The organism is Rhodococcus sp. NCIMB 12038 (assembly GCF_002165735.1).
Lineage (GTDB): Bacteria > Actinomycetota > Actinomycetes > Mycobacteriales > Mycobacteriaceae > Rhodococcus_F.
The window spans coordinates 93311-119645 of record NZ_NHML01000020.1 but is presented as its reverse complement, the minus strand read 5'-3'; the positions used below and the strand labels follow the sequence as shown (position 1 = coordinate 119645).

The 26335-nt window shown below is 67.5% G+C and carries 24 protein-coding genes; 7 read left to right on the top strand and 17 right to left on the bottom strand.

Translation table 11 applies throughout. The features are described 5' to 3' along the window. Positions 1-23 precede the first annotated feature (23 nt). Positions 24-1394 (top strand): dihydrolipoyl dehydrogenase, encoded by a 1371-nt coding sequence (lpdA, locus tag CA951_RS27940; protein WP_087559927.1) that lies wholly within the window; start codon positions 24-26, stop codon positions 1392-1394. A gap of 69 nt (positions 1395-1463) precedes the next feature. Here lpdA and CA951_RS27935 read toward each other — a convergent pair whose 3' ends face one another. Continuing rightward, positions 1464-2810, bottom strand: coding sequence for an MFS transporter (locus tag CA951_RS27935; protein WP_087559926.1), 1347 nt, complete (start codon positions 2808-2810; stop codon positions 1464-1466). Positions 2811-2970: 160 nt separating this feature from the next. Between CA951_RS27935 and CA951_RS27930 the strand changes: the two genes are divergently transcribed. Next, positions 2971-4032 carry a YihY/virulence factor BrkB family protein gene (locus CA951_RS27930; RefSeq protein WP_087559925.1) on the top strand — a complete coding sequence of 354 codons (1062 nt, stop codon included), beginning with the start codon at positions 2971-2973 and terminating at the stop codon, positions 4030-4032. Between the two features lie 51 nt (positions 4033-4083). On the opposite strand, the gene CA951_RS27925 is transcribed toward CA951_RS27930, so the two are convergent. Together CA951_RS27925 and CA951_RS27920 are read right to left on the bottom strand one after the other, a co-directional pair. Beyond that, positions 4084-5577, bottom strand: a complete 1494-nt coding sequence (locus CA951_RS27925; protein ID WP_087559924.1) for an NAD(P)/FAD-dependent oxidoreductase — start codon at positions 5575-5577, stop codon at positions 4084-4086. 29 nt (positions 5578-5606) lie between these two features. Next, positions 5607-6500 (bottom strand): SDR family oxidoreductase, encoded by an 894-nt coding sequence (locus tag CA951_RS27920; protein WP_087559923.1) that lies wholly within the window; start codon positions 6498-6500, stop codon positions 5607-5609. A 76-nt stretch (positions 6501-6576) separates the two neighbouring features. Between CA951_RS27920 and CA951_RS27915 the strand changes: the two genes are divergently transcribed. Next, on the top strand, positions 6577-7224 hold the full coding sequence (locus CA951_RS27915) for a TetR/AcrR family transcriptional regulator (protein ID WP_087559922.1): 648 nt from the start codon (positions 6577-6579) through the stop codon (positions 7222-7224). A gap of 94 nt (positions 7225-7318) precedes the next feature. Beyond that, complete coding sequence (locus CA951_RS27910) at positions 7319-8590, top strand: hypothetical protein (protein WP_087559921.1); 1272 nt, start codon at positions 7319-7321, stop codon at positions 8588-8590. A gap of 162 nt (positions 8591-8752) precedes the next feature. Here the strand turns inward: CA951_RS27910 and CA951_RS27905 are convergent, their stop codons facing one another. From CA951_RS27905 to CA951_RS27895, 3 genes are all read right to left on the bottom strand, one after another. Beyond that, positions 8753-9211: a hypothetical protein gene (locus CA951_RS27905; RefSeq protein WP_087559920.1), complete on the bottom strand. Its 459-nt coding sequence runs from the start codon at positions 9209-9211 to the stop codon at positions 8753-8755. 41 nt (positions 9212-9252) lie between these two features. Next, positions 9253-10644: an MFS transporter gene (locus CA951_RS27900; protein WP_087559919.1), complete on the bottom strand. Its 1392-nt coding sequence runs from the start codon at positions 10642-10644 to the stop codon at positions 9253-9255. A gap of 139 nt (positions 10645-10783) precedes the next feature. Then, a complete protein-coding gene (locus CA951_RS27895; protein ID WP_087559918.1) occupies positions 10784-11710 on the bottom strand; it encodes a LysR family transcriptional regulator in 927 nt (308 codons plus the stop codon). Between the two features lie 122 nt (positions 11711-11832). On the opposite strand from CA951_RS27895, the gene kdgD reads away from it, so the two are divergent. Genes kdgD through CA951_RS27880 form a run of 3 tightly spaced genes read left to right on the top strand, consistent with a single transcriptional unit; the run spans position 11833 to position 15616 of the window. After that, the gene (kdgD, locus tag CA951_RS27890; RefSeq protein ID WP_087559917.1) at positions 11833-12747 is read left to right on the top strand and encodes a 5-dehydro-4-deoxyglucarate dehydratase; all 915 of its coding nucleotides are present in this window, start codon (positions 11833-11835) and stop codon (positions 12745-12747) included. 2 nt (positions 12748-12749) lie between these two features. Further along, positions 12750-14354: an aldehyde dehydrogenase (NADP(+)) gene (locus CA951_RS27885; protein ID WP_087559916.1), complete on the top strand. Its 1605-nt coding sequence runs from the start codon at positions 12750-12752 to the stop codon at positions 14352-14354. 53 nt (positions 14355-14407) lie between these two features. Next, positions 14408-15616, top strand: a complete 1209-nt coding sequence (locus CA951_RS27880; protein WP_087559915.1) for a mandelate racemase/muconate lactonizing enzyme family protein — start codon at positions 14408-14410, stop codon at positions 15614-15616. Positions 15617-15740: 124 nt separating this feature from the next. Here the strand turns inward: CA951_RS27880 and CA951_RS27875 are convergent, their stop codons facing one another. The 11 genes from CA951_RS27875 to CA951_RS27825 form a co-directional block, all read right to left on the bottom strand. After that, positions 15741-16649 (bottom strand): DUF389 domain-containing protein, encoded by a 909-nt coding sequence (locus tag CA951_RS27875; protein WP_256974111.1) that lies wholly within the window; start codon positions 16647-16649, stop codon positions 15741-15743. Between the two features lie 212 nt (positions 16650-16861). Continuing rightward, the gene (locus CA951_RS27870) at positions 16862-17845 is read right to left on the bottom strand and encodes a nitronate monooxygenase family protein (RefSeq protein WP_087559913.1); all 984 of its coding nucleotides are present in this window, start codon (positions 17843-17845) and stop codon (positions 16862-16864) included. An 86-nt stretch (positions 17846-17931) separates the two neighbouring features. Further along, positions 17932-19089 carry an acetyl-CoA C-acyltransferase gene (locus tag CA951_RS27865; RefSeq protein ID WP_087559912.1) on the bottom strand — a complete coding sequence of 386 codons (1158 nt, stop codon included), beginning with the start codon at positions 19087-19089 and terminating at the stop codon, positions 17932-17934. Positions 19090-19143: 54 nt separating this feature from the next. Further along, positions 19144-19908, bottom strand: a complete 765-nt coding sequence (locus CA951_RS27860; protein ID WP_087559972.1) for an SDR family NAD(P)-dependent oxidoreductase — start codon at positions 19906-19908, stop codon at positions 19144-19146. Between the two features lie 2 nt (positions 19909-19910). Continuing rightward, positions 19911-21059 (bottom strand): acyl-CoA dehydrogenase family protein, encoded by a 1149-nt coding sequence (locus CA951_RS27855; protein ID WP_087559911.1) that lies wholly within the window; start codon positions 21057-21059, stop codon positions 19911-19913. A gap of 62 nt (positions 21060-21121) precedes the next feature. Then, entirely contained in the window at positions 21122-22306 is a 1185-nt protein-coding gene (locus CA951_RS27850; protein WP_087559910.1) for a CaiB/BaiF CoA-transferase family protein, read from the bottom strand. After that, complete coding sequence (locus CA951_RS27845; RefSeq protein ID WP_087559909.1) at positions 22303-23604, bottom strand: MFS transporter; 1302 nt, start codon at positions 23602-23604, stop codon at positions 22303-22305. Before CA951_RS27845 ends, CA951_RS27850 begins: the two co-directional genes overlap by 4 nt. Before the next feature lie 47 nt (positions 23605-23651). Next, positions 23652-24446 carry an enoyl-CoA hydratase/isomerase family protein gene (locus tag CA951_RS27840; protein ID WP_087559908.1) on the bottom strand — a complete coding sequence of 265 codons (795 nt, stop codon included), beginning with the start codon at positions 24444-24446 and terminating at the stop codon, positions 23652-23654. Between the two features lie 107 nt (positions 24447-24553). Then, positions 24554-25567, bottom strand: a complete 1014-nt coding sequence (locus CA951_RS27835) for a LysR family transcriptional regulator (protein ID WP_241032382.1) — start codon at positions 25565-25567, stop codon at positions 24554-24556. A 63-nt stretch (positions 25568-25630) separates the two neighbouring features. Next, the gene (locus CA951_RS27830; protein ID WP_087559907.1) at positions 25631-25942 is read right to left on the bottom strand and encodes a DUF202 domain-containing protein; all 312 of its coding nucleotides are present in this window, start codon (positions 25940-25942) and stop codon (positions 25631-25633) included. Continuing rightward, positions 25939-26334 carry a YidH family protein gene (locus CA951_RS27825; RefSeq protein WP_087559970.1) on the bottom strand — a complete coding sequence of 132 codons (396 nt, stop codon included), beginning with the start codon at positions 26332-26334 and terminating at the stop codon, positions 25939-25941. The genes CA951_RS27830 and CA951_RS27825 overlap by 4 nt, the downstream gene beginning before the upstream one ends. Position 26335 lies beyond the last annotated feature (1 nt).

Sequence of the window (26335 nt, the reverse complement as noted above, 5' to 3'; positions counted from 1 at the left end):
TTCCGTTCCAGCAAGGAGTTCCCATGTCCCGATCTGCAGATGTCGTCATCCTCGGTGGCGGTTCCGGCGGCTACGCGGCCGCCATCCGCTCGGCCGAACTGGGCCGTTCGGTCATTCTGATCGAAGAGAACGAACTCGGCGGCACCTGCCTGCACAAGGGGTGCATTCCGACCAAGGCGCTGCTGCATTCCGCGGAGGTCGCGGACAGTGCCCGCACGGCCGCGCAGTTCGGGGTCGACGTCACGTTCGGCGGGGTCGACCTCGAGAAGGTGCTGAGCTACCAGAACACCATCGTCACCCGCCTGCACAAGGGCCTGCAGGGACTCGTCGACTCCTACGGCATTACCGTCGTCAACGGACGCGGGCGGCTGGTGGGGCCCAACGGTGTCGAGGTCGACGGCGAGCTGATCACCGGCGCCGCCGTCGTCCTGGCGACGGGCTCGTCTCCGAAGACGTTGCCGGGCATCAGCATCGGCGGCAGGGTCGTCTCCAGTGACCAGGCGCTGGTGCTGCCGACGGTCCCGAAGAAGGCGATCATCCTCGGCGGCGGCGTCATCGGCGTCGAATTCGCCAGTGTGTGGGCGTCGTTCGGTGCGTCGGTGACGATCGTCGAGGCGATGCCGAGGCTGGTCCCGAATGAGGACGAGACGGTCTCCAAGTACCTCGAGCGGGCGTTCCGTCGCCGCAAGATCGCCGCGAAGACCGGGGTGTGCGTCACCGAGGTGGCGCAGGACGACGACGGGGTGACCGTCACACTCGACTCCGGCGACGTGCTCGACGCCGACGTCGTGCTGGTCGCGGTGGGCCGCGGTCCGAACACCGCCTCGATGGGGTACGAGGAGACCGGAGTGGTCCTCGACCGGGGATTCGTGGTCACCAGCGACCGGCTGCGCACCACCGTGCCGAACGTCTACGCGGTCGGCGACATCGTGCCCGGACTCCAGCTCGCGCACCGCGGCTTCCAGCAGGGCATCTTCGTGGCGGAGGAGATCGCCGGCCTCCGTCCGGACGTCATCGACGAGACCGGCATCCCCCGCGTCACGTACTCCCACCCCGAGGTCGCATCGGTCGGGCTGACCGAGACCGCGGCACGGGAGAAGTTCGGCGACGAGATCCGGACGGTCGTCTACGACCTCGCCGGCAACGGCAAGAGCCAGATCCTCAAGACGTCGGGGGCGGTCAAACTCGTCGTGGCGCCGGACGGCGTCGTGGTCGGCGTGCACATGGTCGGCGACCGCGTCGGCGAACTGATCGGCGAGGCACAGCTGCTGTACAACTTCGGGGTCGGCGCCGCCCAGGTCGCGAAGTTCGTGCACGCCCACCCCACCCAGGGCGAGGCCCTCGGCGAGGCGCTGCTGGCGGTGGCAGGCAAACCGCTGCACGTGCACGCCTAGGCCCTCCGGGCCCGTGCGCCTTTCTGGTTGTTCCCGCTACCAGAAAGGCGCACGAGTGGCGGAGCCGCCTCAGTGGGTCGTCAGCGGTGCGTCCGCGGCGGTGCCTGCGGTGGTCTTCTCGAACCGCAACCGCGACACGGCGATCCCGGCGAGGGCGAAGGATGCGGCGACCAGGATGTACAGCTGCGTGGGCGACCAGTCGCGGTCGAGGAGGGCGCCCGCGACGATCGGGGACGCGATGGCGCCGACGCGTCCGATGCCGATGCCCCAGCCGACTCCGGTGGCGCGGACGGCCGGCGAGTAGACGGACGGGGTGATCGCGTACAGCCCGGCGATGCAGCCGTTGGCGAAGACGCCGATGAGGGCGCCGAGCCCGAATGCGATGACGATGGATGCGGTGGCGGGGACGAAGACGACGAGGAGCACCCCGGCGATCGCCAGGTACGCGATGAGCACCCGCTTCAGGGCGAACCGCGCCGACAGCGCGCCGAGCAGGGTGGCGCCGAAGATGCCGCCGAGGTTGAGGAGCACGCCGCCGGTGACGCCCTGGTTGGCGGACATGCCCGCCTCGACCAGCAATTTCGGGGTCCAGCTGGTGACGAAGTAGAAGCCGAACATCGCCATGAAGAACGCGAACCACACCAGCAGGGTGCTGCGGCGCCGCTCCGGGGAGAGGAGCACGCGCACCGCGAATCCGGCGTCCGCTGCGGCGGCGGCACGCGGTGCGGGCAGTTCGTCGAGGGGCGGCTGACCGGCCCGTTGCGCGAACGCGTTGATCCGGTCGAGGGCGCTGGCCGGGCGACGGACGAGCAGGAAGTCGATCGATTCGGGGAGCCGCGCGTAGACGACGGGGATGATCACGGCCGTGCACAGGCCGCCGAACAGGAACACCGAGCGCCAGCCGAGCGAGCTCTGCAGCACGACGGCGATGATGCCGCCGAGGGTGGCGCCGACGGCGTACCCGGTGGAATTGAGGCTCACGGCCAGCCCGCGCCAGCGGTTCGACGCGTACTCACTGGCAATGACGTTGCTGCTGGCGAGGATTCCGCCGATACCGACGCCGGTGAGCGCGCGGAGCAGACCGAGTTGCAGCGCGTTCTGGCTGACCGCCGACAGCAGCATGCCCGACGACGCGAGCGCCAGGCACAGCAGGATCATGGCCCGGCGACCGATGGTGTCTGCCCACGGCGCCAGAAACAGCGACCCCGCGGCCATGCCGAACAGTCCGGCGCTGAGCAGGAGGCCGACGACGGAGCCGGACAGATTCCACTCCTGCGACACCGACTGTGCGGTGAACGCCATGACGAGGACGTCGAAGCCGTCGAGAACGTTGAGTAGACCGCAGATGGCGATGGCGCCCCATTGGTAGCGCGTCATCGGACTGCTGTCGATGCGTTCGCGTAGGTCGAATTGCATGCGCGGGACCTGCTCTTCCTCGGAGATGGCCTGTGATGTGGCTCACGACCCATTTACCGTGGCGGACAGGTCACCCGTTTCCAACTTCGATTCCGAATGTCGGAAGACGAGGCCGGACGTGCGCAGTTTCCCCGAGTGGGCTTTCGGGTAGGCGTGACCGATGAACGACGATCAGCACGCCGAACCGGAACCAGACGATTCGCGCAAGCCGGATTCGCCTGCGGACCTGACGAAACCGTCCTGGTGGTATGTCGTCAGGAAGACGGCGCACGAGTTCACGCGCGACCAGTGCACCGACCTGGCCGCCGCCCTGACGTACTACGCGGTCCTCTCGCTGTTCCCCGCGCTGCTGGCGCTGGTGTCTTTGCTGGGGGTGTTCGGGCAGGGGCAGCGCACCACGGATGCGGTGCTGCAGATGGTCGACGATCTCGGTCCGTCCTCGGCGGTGGACACGTTGCGCGACCCCATCGCGCAACTGGTCGAGACTCCGACCGCGGGAATGGCCCTGATTCTCGGTCTGCTGGGTGCGGTGTGGTCGGCATCCGGCTACATCGGGGCGTTCGGACGCGCCATGAACCGCATGTACGAAGTCGAGGAGGGGCGTCCCATATGGAAGCTGCGGCCGTTGATGCTGGCCGTCACCGTGGTCGGTCTGGTCCTGGTAGCGGCCGCCGCGGCGATGCTCGCCCTGAGCGGACCCGTCGCACGCTCGGTGGGTGACGCGTTCGGATTCGGCGACACCGCCCTGACCGTCTGGAACATCGCCCGCTGGCCGTTCGTCCTCGGCGTCGTCGTGGTGGCGGTGGCCATCCTCTACTACGTCACGCCCAACGTGAAACAACCGAAGTTCCGCTGGATCAGTGCCGGCGCGTTCCTCGCCATCGTGACGTGGATCCTCGCGTCGGTCGTGTTCGGTCTGTACGTCGCCAACTTCGGCAGCTACAACAAGACGTACGGGTCCCTGGCCGGTGTGATCGTGTTCCTGCTCTGGCTCTGGATCACCAACCTGGCGTTGCTGTTCGGTGCCGAACTGGACGCCGAACTCGAACGCGGACGCGAATTGCAGGCCGGAATGCCGGCCGAGGACGAACTGCAACTCCCGCCTCGCGACACCCGGGTCTCCGACAAGAACGCCGAGAAGTATGAGCAGTACGTGCAGCAGGGCAGGGCATTACGCGAAAGTGACGGCGGCACGTCCGACCTCGACGAGGTGCAGCGGTGACCGCCCTCCGGGCCCGTGAGTACTTGTTAACCGCCGGCGGTTAACAAGTACTCACGGGCGGAACGCCATCGCGTCGTCGACGATCTTGCCGTGCCGCAGCGTGACCAGGTCGCGGAAGTAGTTCATCCGCAGCCGCCACGGCGCCTTCGAGCCCTGCTTCGGGAACGACTCCACCGACCGCAGCACGTAGCCGGCGGCGAAGTCGAGGAACGGCTCCTCGTCGACCGCGCTGTCCCGCTCCGGGGAGCACTGGGTGAATCCGTTCGCGTCCATGTGCGCGAGCAACCGGCAGACGTATTCGCACACCAGGTCGGCCTTCAGCGTCCAGGACGCGTTGGTGTAGCCGATGACGAACGCGAAGTTGGGCACCCCGCTGAGCATCATCCCCTTGTACGCCATGGTCTCGGTGAGGTCGATGTCGCGGCCGTCGACGGCGAGTGTCATCCCGCCGAACGCGAGCAGGTTCAAACCCGTTGCCGTGACGACGACGTCGGCGCGCAGCTCGTCGCCGGACTTCAGCGTGATCCCGGATTCGGTGAAGGTGTCGATGTGATCGGTCACGATCGACACTTCGTCGTTGCGGATGGAGCGGAACAGATCCCCGTTGGGCACGAGGCACAGTCGCTGATCCCATGGGTTGTACCGGGGCGTGAAGTGCTTGTCGATGTCGTAGCCCTTCGGCAGCCACTTCTCCTGCAGTTGCCGGATGCGGCCCTTCATGAATTCCGGGTACCGCTGGCACAGTTGGTAGATCGCCGTCGCCACCGACGCGTTCTTGAGTCGTGTCAGCGCGTAGGCGAGCCGCGTGGGCAGGTGGCGCCGCAACTTGTTGGCCAGCTTGTCCTTGGCCGGCATCGAGATGATGTACGTGGGCGAGCGCTGCAGCATGGTCACATGCGCGGCCTCGGCGGCCATCGACGGTGCCAGCGTCACCGCGGTGGCCCCGCTGCCGATGATGACCACCCGCTTGCCGGCGTAGTCGAGGTCCTCGGGCCACGTCTGCGGGTGCACGACCTGCCCGGCGAACCGGTCGATGCCCGGGAACTCGGGGGTGTAGCCCTCGTCGTAGCGGTAGTACCCGCTGCAGGACATCAGGAAATCGGCGGTCAACCGGACCGTCTCACCGGTGTCGGTGCGCTCGGCGTCGATCGTCCAACAGGCGTCCGGGGTCGACCACTCGGCGCGAACGACCCTGTGCCGGAACCGGATGTTCCGGTCGATCCCGTGCTCGGCCGCCGTGTCCTTGACGTACTCGAGGATCGAGGGACCGTCGGCGATCGACTTGTCGTTCTCCCACGGCCGGAAGCGGTAGCCCAGCGTGTACATGTCGGAATCGGACCGAATGCCGGGGTAGCGGAACAGGTCCCACGTGCCGCCGATCGACTCGCGGCTCTCCAGGATCGCGTAGGTCCGGGCGGGGAAGCTGACCTGCAGGTGGTACGCGGCACCGATCCCGGACAGTCCGGCCCCGATGATCAGCACGTCGAGATGTTCGACGGGAGCCTTCGCGCCGGTGGTGTCGGCGGCGGTATCGGTGTGTGACATAACTACTCTCTCGCTGGGTAGGACGGGGGCTACTTCGGGTCTACGGCGACGTCGTCGAGAGCGACATTACGTGCGCTGGTGGAGCGGCCGAGTTTCACGACCTCCTCGTCCATCAGCGGAAGGATCCGGGGGACCGGCGCCATCAGGGTGCGATCCCCGATCCGCGACGTCACCACTGCCTTCAGCCAGGCGAAGATCCCGACCCACCGCGGCACGTAGACCCGGCGCTTGCGCCCGGCCAGGCCGTCGACGAACGCGGCGGCACACGCGTCGACCGAGGTCGTCTTGCCGAGCGGTCCCGGCAGGGACGCGAGAAATTGGTTGAACGAGGTGAGGTCGTCTTTCGCGTCCTGCACGAGCGGGGTGTCGATCCACGACATGTGGGCCGAGCCGACGGTGACGCCGCGGTACGCGACCTCGAGACGCAGGGCGTTGGCGAAATGTTCGACCCCGGCCTTGCTGGCGTTGTAGGCGGTGAGACCGGCTGCGGGTGCGAACGCGGCGAGCGACGAGACGACCAGGATGTAGCCCTTCCGCTCGATCACGGACGGTAGCGCGGCCCGGACGGTGTGGAAGACGCCGAGAATGTTGATGTCGATGACCCGCTTGAACGTGGCGGGATCGACCTGCATCACCGAGCCGAAGCTGGCGATGCCGGCGTTCGCGAGAACGAAGTCGATGCCGCCGAACTTCGCGATTCCGGAGTCGACGGCCTTCTGCATGGCGGGCAGGTCGCAGACGTCCGCGGCCACGGCGAGCGCGACGCCGTCACCGAGTTCGGTGGCGAGGGCCTTCAGTGGTTCGGCGTCCAGGTCGATCAGGATCAGTTTGACGCCCTTGCGGGCCAGGGCGCGGGACGTTTCGGCTCCGATGCCACGCGCGGCGCCGGTGACGAGTGCGACTTTGTTCCTGAGCGTGGGCATGCGATCTCCTGGCGTGTGATCTGGCACCGTTCAGTGTCAGTTTGTATCTGGAACTGTGCGGTGTCAATATTGGGGAGTGAGTTCGCCCAGCCTCGACGAGACGGGCCGCACCTACCGCGGTGCGGGCCCTCGCCAGCGTCAGGAAGAGCGCCGCGCGCGCCTCGTCGACGCCGCGGTCGAAGTGTTCGGGACCAGCGGATACCGGTCCGCCACCGTCGAGAAGATCTGCGCGACCGCCGGGCTCACCAAGCGCTACTTCTACGAGTCGTTCGACGACAGCGAGGCCCTGCTGCTGGCGGCGTACGCGAGCGTGACCGACCGTCTCCGGGACAGCGTCCTGCGCGGCGCGGCGGACGGGGGCGCCGATCTGGACGCCAGGGTGCGCGGGGCGCTGACCGCGTTCTTCCGGTCCGTCGCGGACGACCCGCGGATCCCGCGGATCGCGTTCCAGGAGGTCCTCGGCATCGGTCCGGAGGTTGACAACGCCTATCGCCGCGTCACTCGGTCGTTCGTGGACGCCGTGCTCGTCGTCATCGGTCCGGCCGTCGACCGCACCGCGTTCCCCGACCCTCACCTCCGCACTCTCGCAACAGGCCTGGTCGGGGCGGTGCTGATGATCGCCCAGCAGTGGGTGCTGTCGGAGAATCCCCAGCCGATCGAGACGGTCATCGCCAGCGCGCACACCATTCTCTCGGCCGTCCTGGGTGAACTCGGCCCCACGTGAGTGGCGTCGTGTGCGGGGGCACTCTTTAGCACTCACGTGGGGGAATCCAGGCAAACCCCTGACGCCATCACATATATGTTGTTAAATACCTGACATGCCCGGTGCTGTGCACTGCCAATCACCTCGGGTCTGCCACACGACGATCCGCGGGGTGCTCGTCGCGTTGCTCGGGGTCCTCGCGTTGACCGGTCCGGCGCCGAATGTCGCGCACGCCGCCGGCTACGCGGACCTCCTCGACATCACGCCCGCGAACGCGGCGGCGGAGTCGATCGGCGGGCTTGACCCCCGGCTGCCCACCGACTCCACCGCACTCGGTGCCGCGCTGTCCGCCGCCCGCTCCGACGGCGTCGCACCGACCAGGTATTCAGCTCTGCTGCAGCAATATTGGCTGGCGCGAGGGTCCGAGGCGTCCGGCATCGACCTTGCCGGATGGGATCCGAACGCCGGGCTGATCGCCAACGCGGCGGTGGTCGACCGGGTCTACGAGAACTACGGCCGGTATCAACTCCAACGCACCGAGCTCTATTGGTCCGGTATGGCCGGGCTGGCGGGCGGCTCGTTCGCCGCCGGCTTCTGGGACCTCGACCTCGGCCGGACCGTGCTCGGAGTCGACGCCGTCCACACGCTCGGCAACGCCGTCGCGTCCACGGTCCGCGGACTGCCCGGCGAGGCGACGACGCTCCTGCCCCCGGACCCGAGAACTCTCGCCACCGTCGGTCCGGCGATGACGGCGGGCGACCTGGACTGGTATCAGAAGCGCCTGCTGATGATGCAGAAACACATCTACTTCGACATGGTGCCCATGCACGAGGCGTACCTGAACGACGGCAGGCGCGCCGTCGAGGAGATGGCCGCCGCGGGACTGCTCGACGAGAATGCCGAGATCGCCTGGAACGGCATCTTCTCCGGCACCCCGGCGGGATACGCGGACGCTCTGTTCCGGATGGCGTCGCGTGAGCAGAATCAGATCATCGCCGACCAGTGGGACGTCACGGCGGCGGCGCACGACGGTGTCGGCCGGGCGCTCACGTACGCCACCACCCTCGCGGCGCAACCCTCGGTCCCCGGCGCGCGGGCACCGGGGCACGTCGTGCCGATGTCGGTGACGGGGGACGTCAACGGCACGGACTACCGGCTGCGGGCACCCTTGCCCGGTTTCAACTGGGCCGACCGTGAACCGCGCTGGCAGTACATCGTCAGCGACATCGCGTCGTCCTACCAGCGGCTCGCCGAGGGTCGTCCGGGCGAATTGCGGGCTCTACTCGCCATCCCGTTCCGCGACTTCGTCGAAAGCCAGCGGGTGCTGCGGCGAGTGCCGGACCTCGCCCGCGACATGAGCACCGGCTGGGAGTTGTCCCCGGCGTAGCGGGGGGCGGGGCGGGGCGGGCCGGGGCGGGTGACCGGGTCTTCCTCAACGCCAGGGGTGTCTGGCTGATGACCAAACACGTGGTGCCCCACATGATCAGGAGGAAGAAGACACCGGCACCGAACTCGTCGTCGACGGTGGTTACACGGCGCACTGACGCCGTCAGCCGAAGTGCCGCGCCAGACGCCGGTGCCGGTGCCCGAAGAACGCGCCCAGGACGCGGGCGAGCACCGGCGTCAGCGGCACCAGCGGAAGCCTCGGCTCGAATGTGATCCGGTCGTGGACGCCGGTGCTGCCGTCGTCGAACGGCCGGAGCGTGCGTTCGTGCTCCCACCGGCGCATGCTGAGCATCGTCGACTTCTCGTGGAACCGCAGACCCGGTTCCAGTTCCGCGATGGTCAGGTCGTCGTAGTCGAACGGGACCAGCCCGAACAGTCGCAGCCACGCCCGCCCGAGCGGTTCACCGACCGCGACCGAGTCGATGCTGATCGACTCCTGACCGCGCGGGATGCTCATCGTCATCCACGGACGCATCTCGTCGTTGATCCCCTCCGGGTCGACGACCCTCGCCCACACCTGCCCGATCGGCGCGCCGACGACCGAGCTGCGTTCGATGATCACTGTCCCATCATCGTCGCGCCCCGCGACGGGGTGCAACGGGTTCAGTGCTGACGCAGGGCGCGCTTGCGGTCGGCGCGGGCCTGCATTTCGGCGAGGTCGAGGCGCTTGATCGGGCCGACGACGAAGATGTACGAGACGACGGTCAGCAGTGCGCACACACCCACGTAGACGAGGGCGAGTTCGAAGGAGCCGTAGCTGTCGACGATGTAGCCGATGACGATTGGTGTGGTGATGCTGGCGACCGATCCGAAGGTGTTGAAGACGCCGCCGCCGAGGCCGGAGATTTCCTTCGGCGAGATGTCGGCCATGACGGCCCAGCCGAGCGCGCCGAGGCCCTTGCCGAAGAAGGACACGCACATCAGGACGACGACGAGCCAGGAGGCGTCGACGAAGTTGCAGCCGATGATCGCGGTGGCGAGCAGCAAACCGGTGATGATCGGAGTTTTGCGAGCCCTGGTGAGGGACCAGCCCAGGCGCAGCAGCGCATCCGAGATCAGGCCACCGCTGATGCCGCCGACGAAACCGCAGATCGCGGGGAGGACGGCGATGAAGCCCGCCTCGAGGATGCTCATGCCTCGTTCCTGGACGAGGTAGACCGGGAACCAGGTGAGGAAGAACCAGGTGATGGTGGTGATGAAGAACTGGCCGACGAATACGCCGAGTGTCATCCGGTTGGTCAGCAGGAGTTTCATGTAGCGAAGCTGATCGGATCCGGCCTGCTGTTTCTGGCCGGGCTGGTCCATGTCGACCAGCGCGCCACCGGCTTCGATGTACTCGAATTCGGGCTTCTTCAGGCGCGGGTGCCTGCGGGGGCTGTAAATGACCTTCGTCCAGATCAATCCGAGGGCGATGCCGATGCCACCGATGACGGTGAAGACGTGCTCCCAGCCCATGGCGGTGACGAGCCACCCCATGATCGGGGCGAAGACGATGGTCGAGAAGTACTGCGCGGAGTTGAAGATCGAGGCGGCGGTCCCGCGCTCCTTGGCCGGGAACCAGGCGGAGACGATCTTGGAATTGCCGGGGAAGGCAGGGGATTCGGTGAGCCCGACAAGGAAGCGGAGGGCGACCAGCAGACCCACCGCGGTGCCCATGCTGAAGCTCCCGAGGAATCCTTGCAGGACGGTGAAGGTCGACCAGGTCACGATCGCCCAGCCGTACACCTTCTTCGCGCCGTAGCGGTCGAGAAGCCAGCCGCCCGGAATCTGCCCGATCAGGTACGCCCACCCGAAGGCGGAGAAGATGTACCCGAGGGTGACCGAGCTGATACCGAATTCGTCCTGGATCGAGTCGCCGGCAATCGAGATGGTCGCGCGGTCCGCGTAGTTGATCACGGTCACCGCGAAGATCATCGCCAGGATCGTGTATCGGACCTTGCCGATCTTCAAGGTCGAGGCGATGGTCGACTCTTCGACCGATCGACTGAGAGTCATGACTGAGGGCTCCTTCGGAGGGGCGTGAAGAATGGTGCCGGCGAATGGACCGTGTCGTGAGTCACATCCGCGAATGAACCGAATGTACAGACGCCGACGTATGCGCGTCCAAGCCCGAAATCGCATCAAGTCATCCAAGTTAGGTATCGGACGCGGCGGCTTGCGGAGCCGGGTCCGCGGGCGTCTCGGCAACCAACTTCGCGAGCAGGCGCGCCAAGGCCGGGTTCTCGTTGTCGATCCGCCACACCAGGTCCAACTCGACCTGGGCGGGACGCGGGGTGGTCAACGGTCGGTACGTGACACCGTCGAAGTGCATCTTGCTCGCCGATTCCGGCACGAGGGCGAGACCCCAGCCGAGATTGACCAGGGCGAGCATGCTGTGGAACTGGTGCATGTACTGGACGACGACGGGGGCAACCGAGGCCTCGTGGAACACCGAAGACAGCAGTTCGAAGAAGTACCGCGACTCGATGGGCGTGTACATCACTACGTCGACCCCGTGCAGGTCGGTGACGTCGACGGGCCTGGTCAGGCCGGCCAACTCGTGCTCGATGGGAATGGCGACGACGAGCGGTTCGCGCAGCAGCGGGTGTGAGGCCAGGTCGGGCCGCGTTAACGGTGGACGGACCAGGCCCAGGTCCAGCGAGCCCTCCGACAACGCCTCGAGCTGATCCATGGTCACCAATTCCCGCAGTTCGACCTCCACGTCTTCGATGGTCGCCTGGGCGGAAGTCAGCACCGTCTCGAGGCCCGAGTAGACGCTGCCGCCCGTGAATCCGACCCGGAGAATGCCCGTCCGGCCCTGGGACGTCTTGCGCACGGACAGCGCGACGCGTTCGGACTGTTGCAGCAGCCTGCGAGCATCGGCCAGGAACGCCTTGCCCGCAGGAGTGAGTTTGACCGCCCGGCTCGAGCGGTCGAAGAGCAGGACGTCGAGGTCCTTCTCGAGGAGCTGGATCTGCCGGCTCAGCGGTGGCTGAGTCATGCGCAGCCGATTCGCGGCCCGCCCGAAGTGCATTTCTTCGGCGACGGCCACGAATTGCGTCAGCTGATTGAGAGAAAACATCCGATACCTTTCCTGTATCAAATGATTCTAAAGAAGTGTTGGACTTGAATAGTACCTAGTTCCTAGCCTTGTGGATCAGTGCACACGAAGCGCACGATTGTCGATGAGGAGACCCACACGCCATGACCACCGCCTCGCCCCAGGAGATCGCCCGCAAGCTCGGCTCCGGTCTGTTGTCGTTCCCGGTCACGCACCTACACGAGGACGGGTCGTTCGACGAGGCGGCCTACCGCGAGAACATCGGCTGGCTCAGCCAGTTCGACGCGTCGGGACTGTTCGCGGCCGGCGGCACCGGTGAGTTCTTCTCCCTCACCCCGGTCGAAGTCGAGCAGGTCGTCACCGCCGCGGTCCGGGAGGCCCCCGAAGGCCTGCCGGTGATCGCCCCCGCCGGCTACGGCACCGCGACCGCGGTCGAGATGGCCCGGTCCGCCGAACGTGCAGGCGCGCACGGAATCCTGTTGCTTCCCCCGTATCTGACCGAAGCCAGTCAGGACGGTTTGGTCGCGCACGTCAAACAGGTCTGCGCCGCCACCGATCTCGGCGTCACCATCTACTCCCGCGCCAATGCCGTCTACACCGAGGCGGCCGTCGCCGAACTCGTCGACAGCTGCCCGAACCTGGTGGGGTTCAAGGACGGGGTCGGCAACATCGAGCAGATGACCCGCATCTACGCCGGCATCGGGGACCGCCTCACCTACGTCGGCGGGTTGCCGACCGCGGAGATGTTCGCTCTGCCGTATCTGGCGCTCGGTGTGACGACGTATTCGTCGGCGATCTACAACTTCGTCCCGCAGTTCGCACTCGACTTCTACAACGCCCTCCGCAGCGGCGACAACGCGTTCGTCATCAACGCCCTCAACGAGTTCGTGATTCCGTACTGCAACCTGCGCAACAAGAAGCAGGGATACGCGGTCAGCATCATCAAGGCAGGCATGAAGGTCATCGGCCGGCCCGCCGGCCCCGTCCGCAGCCCGCTCACCGACCTCGACGATGTCGAACTCGCCGAACTCGCCGACCTGATCAAGAAGGTGAGCTGATCGTGACCGCCTCGCACACAATAGAACTCACCGGCGCCTCTCTCATCGGCGCGGACGACATTCCCGGCACCCGGTCGCCGTTCCGGGCCACCGACCCGGCCACCGGCGCCGCACTGGAGCCGATCTACCACGAGGCCGACGAGGCCGCTGTCGAGAGGGCAGCCGAACTCGCCTGGGCGGCCTTCGGCAGCTACCGGCACACCAGCTTCGAGCAGCGGGCCGCGTTCCTCGACACGATCGCAGCCGAACTCGACGACCTGGGTTCGGTGCTGATCGACCGGGTTCACGCCGAAACCGGTATCCCGACCGCGCGGGTGCAGGGTGAACTCGCCCGCACGACCGGCCAGCTTCGACTGTTCGCGGCTGTGGTCCGAGAGGGCAGCTGGACCGGCGCCCGCCTCGACACCCCGAACCCAGACCGCACGCCGTTGCCGAAGCCGGACCTGCGTCAGCGCAAGGTGCCGCTCGGCCCTGTCGCCGTGTTCGCCGCCAGCAACTTCCCGCTCGCATTCTCGGTCGCCGGCGGCGACACCGCCTCCGCGCTTGCCGCCGGGGCACCGGTAATCGTGAAGGCGCACTCGGCGCACCCCGGCACCTCGGAACTGGTCGGGCGGGCGATCCGCAACGCGGTCCGCGCGCACAACCTGCCCGAGGGCACCTTCTCCCTCGTGTTCGGCTCGGGTCAAACCGTCGGCATCGCGCTCGTCACCGACCCGCGCATCCGTGCAGTCGGATTCACCGGGTCCCAGCAGGCCGGGATCGCCCTCACCGCCGCCGCGGCGGCGCGCCCGGTGCCCATCCCGGTGTACGCCGAGATGTCGAGCATCAACCCGGTCTTCGTCCTGCCCGGCGCCCTCGCCGACCGGGCCGAAGAACTCGGCTCGGGATTCATCGCATCGATGACGACCGGTGTCGGTCAGCTCTGCACCAGCCCCGGCCTCGTCTTCCTGGTCGATGCTCCCGGCGCTGACCGGTTCGTCCGGGCGGCGTCCGAGGCTGTGCGGGCCGCGACGCCGGCGCCGATGCTCTATCCCGGCATCGCGACGTCGTTCGCCGACGGCGCCCGCCGACTGACGGCGAACGAGAACATCGACACCGTGGCCGTTGCCGACACCGCTCCCGCTCCGGCCGGATGCTCCGGGGTGCCGCAACTGTTCGTCACCACCGGCGAGCAATTCCTCGACGATCACCAGCTCCAGGACGAGGTCTTCGGCCCGGCTTCGGTGATCGTCCGAGTCGCCGACGTGGCACAACTGACCGCGATCATCGACCGCCTGGAGGGGCAGCTGACCGCCACGATCCAGGCCGCCCCGACCGATCACGCGCACGCGCGGGTCCTGGTCGACCGGCTCGAACTCATCGCAGGCCGGGTGCTGTTCAACGGGTGGCCCACCGGTGTCGAGGTCGGCCACGCCATCGTGCACGGCGGGCCGTTCCCCGCCACCACCGCGCCGTCGACGACGTCCGTCGGCAGCCGTGCCATCGAGCGTTTCCTGCGCCCGGTCGCCTACCAGAACGTCCCCGAGGATCTCCTCGCCGACGAACTGCGCACCGACAATCCGCTCGGCATCTGGCGGCGCATCGACGGCGCCGTGACGCAGAGCTGACCGAACGCTCCCCACCCCCGGCCACGACGCCACCCCTTGAAGGAGAATCACCGATGTCCACCAATTCCCTCGCGAGCCGCCCGACCAGCGCGCTGGCAGCACCCGACGCCGCGATCACGGCACTGGCGGCCGGTGCGGCCACGCTCGACCGCATCGAGTCGGTGAAGCTGTCCTCGATCACCCTGCCGTTGAAGAACCCCATCAGTGATGCCAAAGTGCTTACGGGCCGGCAGAAGCCGATGACCGAGGTCGCGTTCCTGTTCGCCGAGATCCGCACCGAGCAGGGCCACGAGGGCATCGGATTCAGCTACTCCAAACGAGCCGGTGGCCCCGCCCAATTCGCCCACGCGCAGGAGATCGCGCCGGTCCTGATCGGTGAGGACCCCAACGACATCGCCAAGATCTGGACCAAACTGGTCTGGGCCGGAGCCTCCGTCGGGCGCAGCGGCGTCGCCACCCAGGCCATCGCCGCCGTCGACATCGCACTGTGGGACCTCAAGGCCAAGCGTGCCGGTCTGCCGATCGCCAAACTGCTCGGCTCCCATCGTGATTCGGTGCAGACCTACAACACGTCCGGTGGTTTCCTCCACACCCCGATCGAGCAGGTCCTCGAGAACGCCTCGGCGTCGCTGGCCAGCGGCATCGGCGGCATCAAGATCAAGGTCGGACAGCCCGACTGGAAGCAGGACATCGCCCGCCTGGAGAAGGTCCGCGAACACCTCGGCGACGAGGTCCCGCTGATGGTGGACGCGAACCAGCAGTGGGACCGCCCCACCGCGATGCGGATGGGTCGAATCTTCGACAAGTTCAACCTGATCTGGATCGAGGAACCCCTCGACGCCTACGACGCCGAAGGCCATGCGCACCTCGCACGCAGCCTCGACACGTCCATCGCCACCGGTGAGATGCTCGCCAGCGTCGGCGAGCACGTGCGCCTGATCGAGGCCGGTGCGGTCGACATCATCCAGCCCGACGCACCGCGTATCGGTGGCATCACCCAGTTCCTGAAGCTGGCCACCCTCGCCGAGCAGAAGCATTTGCAGCTCGCGCCGCACTTCGCGATGGAGATCCACCTGCACCTCGCCGCGGTCTACCCCTACGAGCCCTGGGTCGAGCACTTCGACTGGCTCGATCCGCTGTTCAACGAGCACCTCGAGATCCGTGACGGCCGCATGCACCTGTCCGACCGTCCCGGCCTCGGCTTCACCCTCAGCGACCAGGCCCACGCCTGGACCGTGGGATCCGCCGAATTCGGCAATTAAGCCCGGACCCGCCGGGCGGAGTGAACCATGTTTCCTTCGCCGTCCGGCGCCGCAACGGGGGTGACGTGCGACGAGATCGGTAGCGCCCGCATCCGATCAGCCGATCTCGCGCACGTCACGGTCGCTATTCGGCGGAGATCCGCGCACCCACGGTGTGGACGACGAGTAGCCGGGGGTGCCAGGGCACGAGGGCGTCGACGGAGTTCTCGAGTGCGCTGATCGGGGGCAGTTCGGCCGGGCCGAGGACGGAGACGGTCGCGGTATGACCCTGCCAGGACACGTCGGTCACCTGGGCGCCGGGTACGTCCTCGAGCCATTGCTGCGCCGCTGTCGTGATCTGCCCGGCCCACACCGACGCCAGTGAGTTGACCACCATCGGGATGGCTACGGCCACCAAGGCCGCCGCGAGCACCGTGTACGCCCGGACCCGACTGCTGCCGACTGTCGTCTCGACCTCGGCCGCGTACCCCGCGCCGACGAACACGACGCTGGCGGTGATGATCATCGCTAACACGTTCGACGCGAACAGCACCGCCGCGCCCGCCGCGAGGGCCGGTGCGCCGGAGCCCAGGCAGACCCCGACCACCGCCAGCGGAGGTACCAGGGAAATCGCGATGGCAACGCCGGGCAGTACGTCGCCGACGTCCCGCCTCGCCGCAGCGATGGCGCCGACGAGTCCCGTCGCGAGCGCGGCCGTCAGATCCATCAATGTCGGTGACGTACGCCCGAGCACCTGCGAGTTGGTAAGCACGTCGGTGGTGTTGGGCACCAGCTGGACGATCCCGGCCCCGAGGACGACGACGAGTACCGCGCCGAGCGCCACCACGAGGAGACTTTTCCCGATCAGCGAGGCCCGCCCGGTGGTGATGCCCAGCCCGACACCGAGTATCGGCGTCGACAGCGGCGCGACGATCATGGCACCGATGACCGTCGCGGTGGAGTCCGCGACGACGCCGGACACCGCGATGACCGCCGACAGGGTCAACATCACCCAGAACGCGGACCGTTTCGCCGCACGATCACCGGTGAACATGTTGAAACGCTCATCGAGCTCAGCCGACGTTCGACGTTGCGTATCCGGAATCAACATCTCGGATCCACTCCTGTCCGGAGCCGCCGGGCGACGGCAGGCACGTATGTTCGCCCTTCTCTGATACTGGCGGTCACCGACCGTCCGTGGCCTCACCCGACGCGGATGAACCCGCCGACGGCGAGAAACCCGATGATGACGGCACCGGCGGGACTTCACATGCGGCGGAGACGTTGGTGAGCGTCGGTGTATTCGCGATCGAGGCGTTCGACGATCTGTGCTGCCGGGACGACGGCGTCGACGGCGCCGATGCCCTGTCCGGCGCCCCAGATGTCGCGCCAGGGTTTGGCTTCGGACTTCGCGGCGGTGTCGGCGTCTTCGCCGACGCCGAAGTTCATGTTGGTGGGGTCGGAGACGGCGAGGTTGTCGGGGTCGAGTCCGGCGGCTTCGATGCTGCCGCGGAGGTAGTTGCCGTGTACTCCGGTGAAGAGGTTGGAGTAGACGATGTCGGATGCGGTGGAGTCGACGATCATCTGCTTGTAGCGCTGGTCGGCGGTGGCTTCNTCGGTGGCGATGAANGCGGAGCCGATGTAGGCGAGGTCGGCGCCNGCNGCCTGGGCGGCGAGGACGGAGCGGCCGTGGGCGATGGAGCCNGACAGCAGGACCGGNCCGTCGAACCATTCGCGGATTTCCTGGAGNAGTGCGAANGGGGANAGGGTGCCTGCGTGTCCGCCGGCGCCTGCGGCGACGGCGATGAGTCCGTCGGCGCCCTTCTCGACGGCTTTNTTGGCGAAGGTGTTGTTNATGACGTCGTGGAGGACGATGCCGCCGTAGCTGTGGACGGCGTCGTTGACGTCGGTGCGGGCGCCGAGGGAGGTGATGACGATGGGGACCTGGAATTCGACGATGGTGGCGAGGTCTTCGTCGAGGCGGTCGTTGCTCTTGTGGACGATGAGGTTGACTGCGTAGGGGGCGGAGGGTGTTTCGGGGTTGTTGGCGTCGTGTTTGGCGAGTTCTTCGGTGATGCGGGTGAGCCATTCGCGCAGNACGGGTTGGGGGCGGGCGTTGAGGGAGGGGAACGATCCGACGATGCCGGAGGTGGACTGGGCGATGACCAGGTCCGGGCCGGAGACGATGAACATCGGCGACGCGACCACGGGTAGGCGGAGCCGGTCTTGCAGGATCGGGGGCAGGGTCACAGGGAATTCTCCTCGAGTGTCGGGAAACGCGGGGCGGCGCCGTGCCATCGAGGACGGCGCCGCCCCGGGATGCGGTGCGTTGCCGGTTACGCCGGGAGAGATTCGAAGATGGTGGCATTGGCCATGCCACCGGCCTCGCACATGGTTTGCAGCCCGTATCGCAGGCCCTCGGTGTGCAGGTGGTGCACGAGCGTGGTGGCCAGCCGGGCACCGGAACCGCCGAGGGGATGCCCGAGGGCGATGGCGCCGCCGAGGGGGTTGACCCGTTCGCGGCGCGCGCCGGTCGCGGCGAGCCAGGCCTCGACCACGCTGGCGAAGGCCTCGTTGACCTCGAACGCGTCGATGTCGTCGAGATCCAGTCCGGCCATCTCCAGCACCTTCCGCGTGGCCGGGATGGGGCCGGCCAGCATGGTGACGGGGTCGTCGCCGACAGCGGTGGCGGTGTGCACGCGGGCCAGGGGAGTCAAACCGAGTTGTCGTGCTCGCTCACTGGTGGTGACCAGTAGTGCGGCGGCTCCGTCGGAGATCTGGGAAGCGTTGCCCGCGGTGATGCGGCCGTCGGCGGCGAAGGCGGGTGTGAGGGAGCCGAGTGCGTCGAGGGTGGAGTGCCGCCGGATGCCCTCGTCGACCGTGAGGGTGGTGCCGTCGGGTAGCCCGACCGGGGTGATCTGTTTGACGAATCGGCCGTCGTCGACGGCCTGCCCTGCGCGGCGGTGTGATTCGAGGCTGTACTCGTCGAGTCGGGTGCGGCTGAGGTCGTACCGCTTCGCCAGGATTTCGGCGCCCGTGCCCTGATTGAAATCGACGTTGTCGTAGCGACGGGATACCGCGGGGCCGAACGGGACACCCGGTCCGGCCTTCCGGGCCGAGCCCATCGGTATCCGGGACATCGATTCGACGCCGCCTGCGACGACCACGTCGGCGTGGCCCGCGATGACCGAGGCGGCCGCGAAGTGGAGCGCCTGCTGGCTCGAGCCGCACTGACGGTCGACGGTGGTGCCGGGAACGTGTTCCGGCCAGCCTGCGGCGAGGACCGCGCTGCGGGCGATGTTCGCCGATTGTTCCCCGACCTGGCCCACACATCCCCACACGACGTCGTCGACGGCAGCGACGTCGAGCCCGGTGCGTTCGGCCAGGGCGGTGAGCACCACCGCGGACAGGTCCACGGGATGGATGTCCTTCAAGGCGCCGTTGCGGCGTCCGACGGGTGTGCGTACGGCTTCGACGATGACTGCGTCACGCATGACAATTGCCCTTACTGGATGGTCGGTGGGTGGTCGGTCTCGCCGGACCGGTGTTCATCGCGGAGCCATTCGGATGGCGCCGTCGAGGCGAATGGTTTCTCCGTTGAGCATGCCGTTTTCGACGATGTGTGCGGCCAGGGCGGCGAACTCGGAGGGGTCGCCCAGCCGGCGCGGATGCGGTACCGAGGCCGCGAGCGACGCCCGGACATCGTCGCGTGCCCTCGCCAGCAGGGGAGTGTCGAACGTGCCGGGGGCGATGGTGCAGACCCGAATTCCCGCGCCGGCGAGGTCCCGTGCCGCGGGTAAGGTCATTCCCACGACGGCGGCCTTGGCTGCGGCGTAGTTGATCTGGCCGATCTGCCCCTCGAACGCCGCGACGGATGCGGTGAGTACGCACACGCCACGGTCACCGTCGAGAGGCTCGTTACCGGCCATGGCCTGGGCGGCGAACCGCAGCACGTTGAAACTGCCGATCACGTTCAGCCGGATCACCGATTCGAACGGCTCGAGTTCGGCGGCCGTGCCCGACTTGTCCAGCACCCGCATGGGACGGCCACGCCCGGCGCAGTGGACGACGGCACGCAGCGGTCCTTGTTCGGTGGCAGCGGCGAAGGCCGCGGACACGTTGTCGGCGTCCGTGACATCTGCCGCGACGAATCGGGCACAGGGGCCGAGGTCTTCGGCGCGGGCCGCACCGTCCGAGGTGGGCAGATCGACCACTGTGACGGTGGCGCCGCCGTCGATCAGGCGGGTGGCCGTGGCCAGTCCGAGACCGGAGGCTCCGCCGGTGACGACGGCATTGATTCCCTTGACGTCCACGGTCACAGGCCCAGGGATCGGGAGATGACGCTCTTCATCACTTCGCTGGTACCACCGAAGATTCGGGTGACCCGGGCGTCGGCGTAGAGCCGGGTGATCGGGTATTCGCGCATGTAGCCGTATCCGCCGTGCAGTTGCAGGCATCGATCGATCACGCGGGCCTGCATCTCCGTACAGAACAGCTTCACCTTCGCGGCGTCGGCCACCGACAGGGTGCCGTCGTCGAGGGCGACGAGGGCTCGGTCGACGAGGGCCTGCCCGGCTTCGAGTTCCGTCGCGCAGTCGGCGAGGACGAATTTGGTGTTCTGGAAGTCGGCGACCCGTTGCCCGAAGACCTTGCGGTCCTTGACGTAGTCGGAGCCGAGGTTCAGCGCGGCCGTCGCCGTGGCCTGTGCGTTCACGGCGATCGTCAGCCGCTCCTGGGGCAGGTTGCGGGCGAGCATCGAGAAGGCGGCGCCTTCCTCGCCCAGCAGGTTGCGGGCAGGAACCCGGACGTTGTCGAACAGCAGTTCGGCCGTGTCCTGGGCTTTGAGGCCGAGCTTGTCGAGGTTGCGGCCGCGGGTGAAACCATGCATACCGGCCTCGACCACGAGCAGCGACAGCCCGTCACGCCGGTTGGCGACGTCGCGGTTCGTTCGGGCCACGACGATGATCAGGTCGGCGTTGATGCCGCCGGTGATGAACGTCTTGGCTCCGTTGAGGATCCAGTCGTCACCGTCGCGCACGGCGCTGGTTGCCATGCCGGCCAGATCCGATCCGGTGCCGGGTTCCGTCATCGCGATCGACGACACGAGGGTGCCGTCCGCGAATCCCGGGAACCACCTGGACTTCTGATCGGCGTCGGCGTATTCGAAGAAGTACGGAAGCACGGTGCTGAGGTGGACCTGCAGTCCGCCGAGGGTGGCTGCGGCGTATCCGATTTCCTCGATGACGATCGCGTTGAACAGGAAGCTGTCGATTCCGCCGCCGCCGAACTCTTCGGGCACCTGGAGGCCGTTGATCCCGATTTCCGCCGTCTTGGTGAACAACTCGCGGGGGACGAGTCCGGCGGCCTCCCACTCCCCGATGTGGGGCACGACCTCCTTGCCGATGAATTGCCTCACCGTATCCCGGAATGCGTCGTGGTCGGAGTCGAAGATGTTGCGTTGCATGGTTGTACCAATCCTTTGCAGTGATCGAGCGGGCGCGTCCAGGCGCCGCGCATTGCCGTGTTCTAGCGGCAGTGAACGACACCCGCGTCGGTGAGGGCGTCGATGGTGGAGGTGGCATAGCCGAATTCGGTGAGCACTTCGGTGGTGTGCTGGCCCAGCGCGGGAGCGCCGGCGGTCGAGAATCGGGGGACGCTGCCGAGGTGCCAGGGCGAGCCGAGCGTGGTGTGCTCGACGCCGTCCGGGTCGATGACGTCGATGAAGATGCCGGTTGCCTCGACGTCCGGGTTCTTGCGGACCTCGCCGTAGGAGCTGATCCTGCCCGCGACCACCCCGTTCGGGGTCAGCAGTGCCATCGCGTCGTCGCTGGTCATCTCGGCGAACTCGGCTCGTAATTCGGCCAGGAGCGCCGGGCGGTGGTGAACCCGGCTTTCGTTGGTGGCGAATCGAGGGTCGGAGGCGAGTTCGGGTCGGCCGAGCAGGGTGCAGAGCCGGGCGAAATGTACCACCGAATAGGCGGATACGACGATGGCGCCGTCCCGGGTGGGCATCACGTCCGCGGCGGGCGCCACGGTGGGCTGTCCGTTGCCCTTGCGCATCGGTTCGTTGCCGGTGAGCAGGTACTCGCCCCAGTTCGGTCCCTGCAGGTGCACGGCGACCTCGAGGAGGGAGGTCTCCACGGTGTCGCCGTCACCCGTGCGGAGGCGTCGGATGTACGCGCCGAGGATGGCTTGGGCGAACACGTGCCCGGCAGCGGCATCGACGGCGGGGAAGCCGACTCGCTGCGGTTCTCCGTCCGCCTCGCCGGTGACCCACATGATGCCGCTCTCGGCCTGCGCTGCGATGTCGAGTCCTGGACGGTACTTCGATGGTCCCTGCAAGCCGAATCCGCTCACGGTGGCGTAGATGATGCTCGGATGCGCGGTGCGGACGTCCTCGGCTCCCAGTCCGAACGATTCCATCACTCCGGGGCGCAGGTTCTGCACGACGATGTCGGCCGACGCGATCAGATCCCGGGCGATCTGCTGTCCGCGCTCGTCTTTCAGGTCGAGTGCGATGCAGCGTTTGCTGCGGTTGTAATTCCGCAGGATCGCCTCGCCGTAGGTGCCGATCAGTCGCGACGATTCGCCGTGCACCGGTTCGACTTTGATCACGTCGGCGCCGAGGTCCACCAGAATCTGGGTGGCCGCCGGGGCGGCGATGAACTGTCCGAAATCGACGACGCGGACGCCGTCCAACGGTCCGGTCATGCTGCGTTCTCCTTCGTTCGAGCGCTGAGCCTGGCGGCGTCGCGTTCGGGACGCACCAGGAAGGTGGCGGCGGCGCCGCCGAGGGTCATGAGGATCCCGGTCAGTGCGAAGCCGTGGCCGTAGCCGGTGATCTTGTCGGTGGCGTTGCCGACGAAATAGCCGAGCACCAGGGGCGCGAGTACCCCGGCCATGCTGTAGAACGCCACCAGGAATCCGAGGATCGGTCCGCGCTTGCCCGGGTGCACGATGTCGGCGATCGCAGTGAACGCAACCGCGTAGGCGGCGGTGTTGAGGGAGAACGCCAGCGTGATGAACACCATCTGCGGCAGGCCCGCGGACAACAGCGTGAATGCGACCATCGAGACGCCGGCCGCGACGATCAACCCGCCCGCCAGAAATCCCCGGGAGACCCTCCGGGACACGCCCCGGACGGTGAGCCAGTTCGACAGAAACCCGGCGCCGATCGCGCCTGCAGCGGCAAAAGCATACGGCAGCATGATGAGCCGGCCCGCCGTGATCGTGTCGTATCCCAATCCGTCGGACAGGTAGACGGGGAGCCAGGCCACCTTCAACGTCGTCGACCAGTACGAGAAGAAGGTCAGGAGAGCAATGCCGACGACGGTTCCGGTGGTCAGCAGCGTTCGATACGACGCGTCGGCCAGTTCCACGGTGCCGTCGGCTGCGGCGGTGTGCGAGGGTGCATTCTTGCCGAAGATCATCCAGACCACGGCCCAGGCGCCGCCCAGGACGATGAGAACGCCGAACGCGGCGTGCCACGACCAGGTGACGATCACCCAGGTGAGGACCGGCGCCGCGAGGAGTGGCCCCACCGAGGCGCCCGCGGTCACGATCCCGCCCGGGAGGGCCCGCTTCTCGGGCGGGAACCAGGAGTGCACCGAGTGCGTGGCCAGCGCGTACGCCGGGCCCTCGGCGAAGCCGAGGACGACCCGGCACGCGAGCAGGACGCCGAAGCTGACCGGTCCGAGCAGGGGCACCATCGTCACGATCCAGATCAGCATCAGCACTGCCAGCAGCCAGCGCACCCCGATACGTGAGGAGAGGGCGCCGAGCACGATCGCGCCGACGGCGAACAGCCAGAAGAAGGCGCTCTGGACGAGTCCGAACTGCTGCGGGGTGATGCCCAGATCCTTCTGGATGTGGAGGCCCGCGAAGCCGAGCACGGCCTTGTCGGCGAAGTTGAGTACCAGGAACGCAAACAGCAGTGCGGTGACGAGCCAGGCGCGCGACCGAGACGGCGGTGCGACGGCCGTGGTGTTCCGCGTGAGTGTTTCAGACATGGGCGGGCTCCGAACGGACGAGGTGGACAGGGCAGGGCGGCGTCGGGTCAGCGGCCGGTGAACGACGGCACGCGCTTGTTCAGAAACGCGTCGGCGGCCTCGTGCGCGTCGCCGGAGTGGAAGCACTGCACCATTCGGTCCACCTCGGCGAGCAGATAATCGCTCAGCGATGTGGTGGACGCCTGGAGCAAATTCTGTTTCATCGCACGCAGGGCGAGGGGAGCCGACGACGCCAGCCGATGGGCCAGGTCCCGGGCTTCTGCATGCAGCGACTCCGTGCCGGTCACCGTGGTGACCAACCCGAGATCCAGCGCGGCCTGCGCCGTGAGTTTGCCTGGTGTCAAGAATAATTCGCGGGCCTTGGCCCCACCGAGCAGCTTGGTGATCAGCCAGACACCGCCGAGATCACCGGAGAGGGCGGCGTTCACGAAGGCCGTGTTGAAGACGGCACGATCGGAGGCGATCCGGAAGTCGGCGGCGGCCGCAAGCGACAACCCTGCTCCGGCGCAGGCGCCGTCGATCGCCGCGATGGTGACCTGCGGTAGATGGTGGAACCGGTGCAGGGTGGAACTGACCTGCCGCAGTCGCGCGGTGTCGGCAGCGATCGAGTCGCGGCGCAAGGTGCGGGAACCGGCGGGCGCGGCCAGATCGGCGCCGACGCTGAAGTCCGTGCCCTGCCCCGTCAGGATCACCACGCGCACGTCGGGTGCGCAGGACAGGTCGGTGATCGCCGAGCCGAGTTCGTCGAAGACGGTGTGGGACACCGCGTTGCGCCGACCGTGGTTGTCGATCACGACGTATGCGACGGCATTGTCGACGGTGACGTGGACACAACCGGTCATGAAGTCCTCCTCGAATGGGTTGCGCCTGTGAGGTGGCGCACTTCCATTGAAGGTGCGAGGAATGACTACGTCAAAGTCCAGAAATCACCCGAATTGAGTGCAATTGCCTATAGGTTCGGACGGACCTCGGTGTCGACGCGGCTGCGATCGCGGATTCGGTGATCGGCCGCCAGCGCCGCCATCGCGGCCGCTTCCACCAACGAGTGACCTTCGCTCCGGTGGCCGGCAATGGCACGGACCCAAGCACGGAGAGACCGCTTGGAGTAATTCAGGAACTCGGTGGTCGCCGGGGTGATGCGGCCCTCCCGGTACACCACTTCGAGGGGGCGAGCCAACCCCGGCACCAGTTCGCGCACGACCCCGCCGCGATGTCGCGCGTCGAGGCCGATCCGCAGTGGGACGATGGCCGCTCCGCCCCCGGCCAGCACGATCGGCAGGACGGCCCCGCGCTGGGGTACTTCCACCACGATGCGCGGTTCGACCCCGTGCGCGCGCAGTGACTTCTCGATGTAATCGCGGGTCGCGGTGCCGTGTTCACCCATCACGAATGGCACCTGGGACAGAGACTCGATCGGAACGAGGTCCGGCCAGTACGCCTCCGTTCCGGGTGGGCAGACCAGGACGAACTTCTGCTCGACCAGATGCTCGCTGATCAGATCCTCGCCGGGTGGTGGCGACGCGAGGAACCCGACCTCGCAGGAGCCGGATCGGACGAGGGTGACCACGTCCGAAGCGTCGTCGCGCTCCTCGATGTGGAACCGGACGTCGGGGAAACGTGTGCGGAACCTCGCCACCCACACCGACAGCGGGTCCATCGACATGTCCGACAGGGTGGCGATGTCGACCCGTCCGCCGCGCACCTGCCCGACGCTTCGGACGGCGTTCTCCGCGGCCTCCGTCTCCCGCAGGATCATGCGAGCCGGTCCGATCAGCGCCTCCCCGGCGGGAGCGAGGACGAGGCCGCGACCCACTCGGTGGAACAGTTCGGTGCCCAGATCCTTCTCGAGTTTGCGCACCGCCTGCGACAGCGAGGGCTGTGCAACCCGCAGTGCCGCCGCTGCGCGGTTGACGCCCCCGTGATCGACCACGGCGAGGAAATACTCCATCTGACGCAGGTCCATGAAGCAAAGCTAGCGGCCTGCCGCGGACGGGGAAGTCGGACCTGGGTGGGAACCCGCGTGTTGCTACGCGTGCAGCATCCCGGCGACGGAGACTCCGGCCGCGAGGAGGGCGGTGAACGCCACGACGGACGCGGTGCGCAGCAGCGTGGGCCAGGTGTCGTTCGTCGAGGTCTCCCGTGCGGTGCCCTTCGGGAAATGGCGGATGCCGAGATAGCCGACGATCGTGCTGTTGACGACGGCGCCGAGCGCGAGCATTGGTGCGCCCAGGCGGTACGCCGCGAACCCGATCGCCGCGGACGCCGCGAGCACCGACAGGCCGGTGCGCTGCCACGCCAGTGCGGTGCGCTGTGGTTGGAGACCCGGGTCGGGTGTCATCGCGAGTTGACGGTGGTGACGACGGCGAACACTGCCAACCCGATCGAGAGGACGACAAGTCCCCCCGCCAGCCAGGCGAGGGGGATCGGTGCGGGGAGGGGCTGCTGAAGTCGCAGGGCTCGCTCGTTGCGTTTCCACGACCACAGCGCGACGGCCGCGAGAATCCCCCCGGTGCCGCACGCGAGGATCGCGACCAGATGGACGACCAGGTCGGCACCGGTGACGCTGGCCAAGGTGGTGAGGGTGACGCCGCCGGCGACCAGTGCCAGGGCAGTGCGCACCCAGGCGAGTGCGGTGCGTTCGTTGGCCAGCGAGAATCGGACATCCGGTTCTTCGCCCACGGAGTAGACGGCGACCGGACGGCGTTGGGGAAGGTCTACGTCACTGTTCATG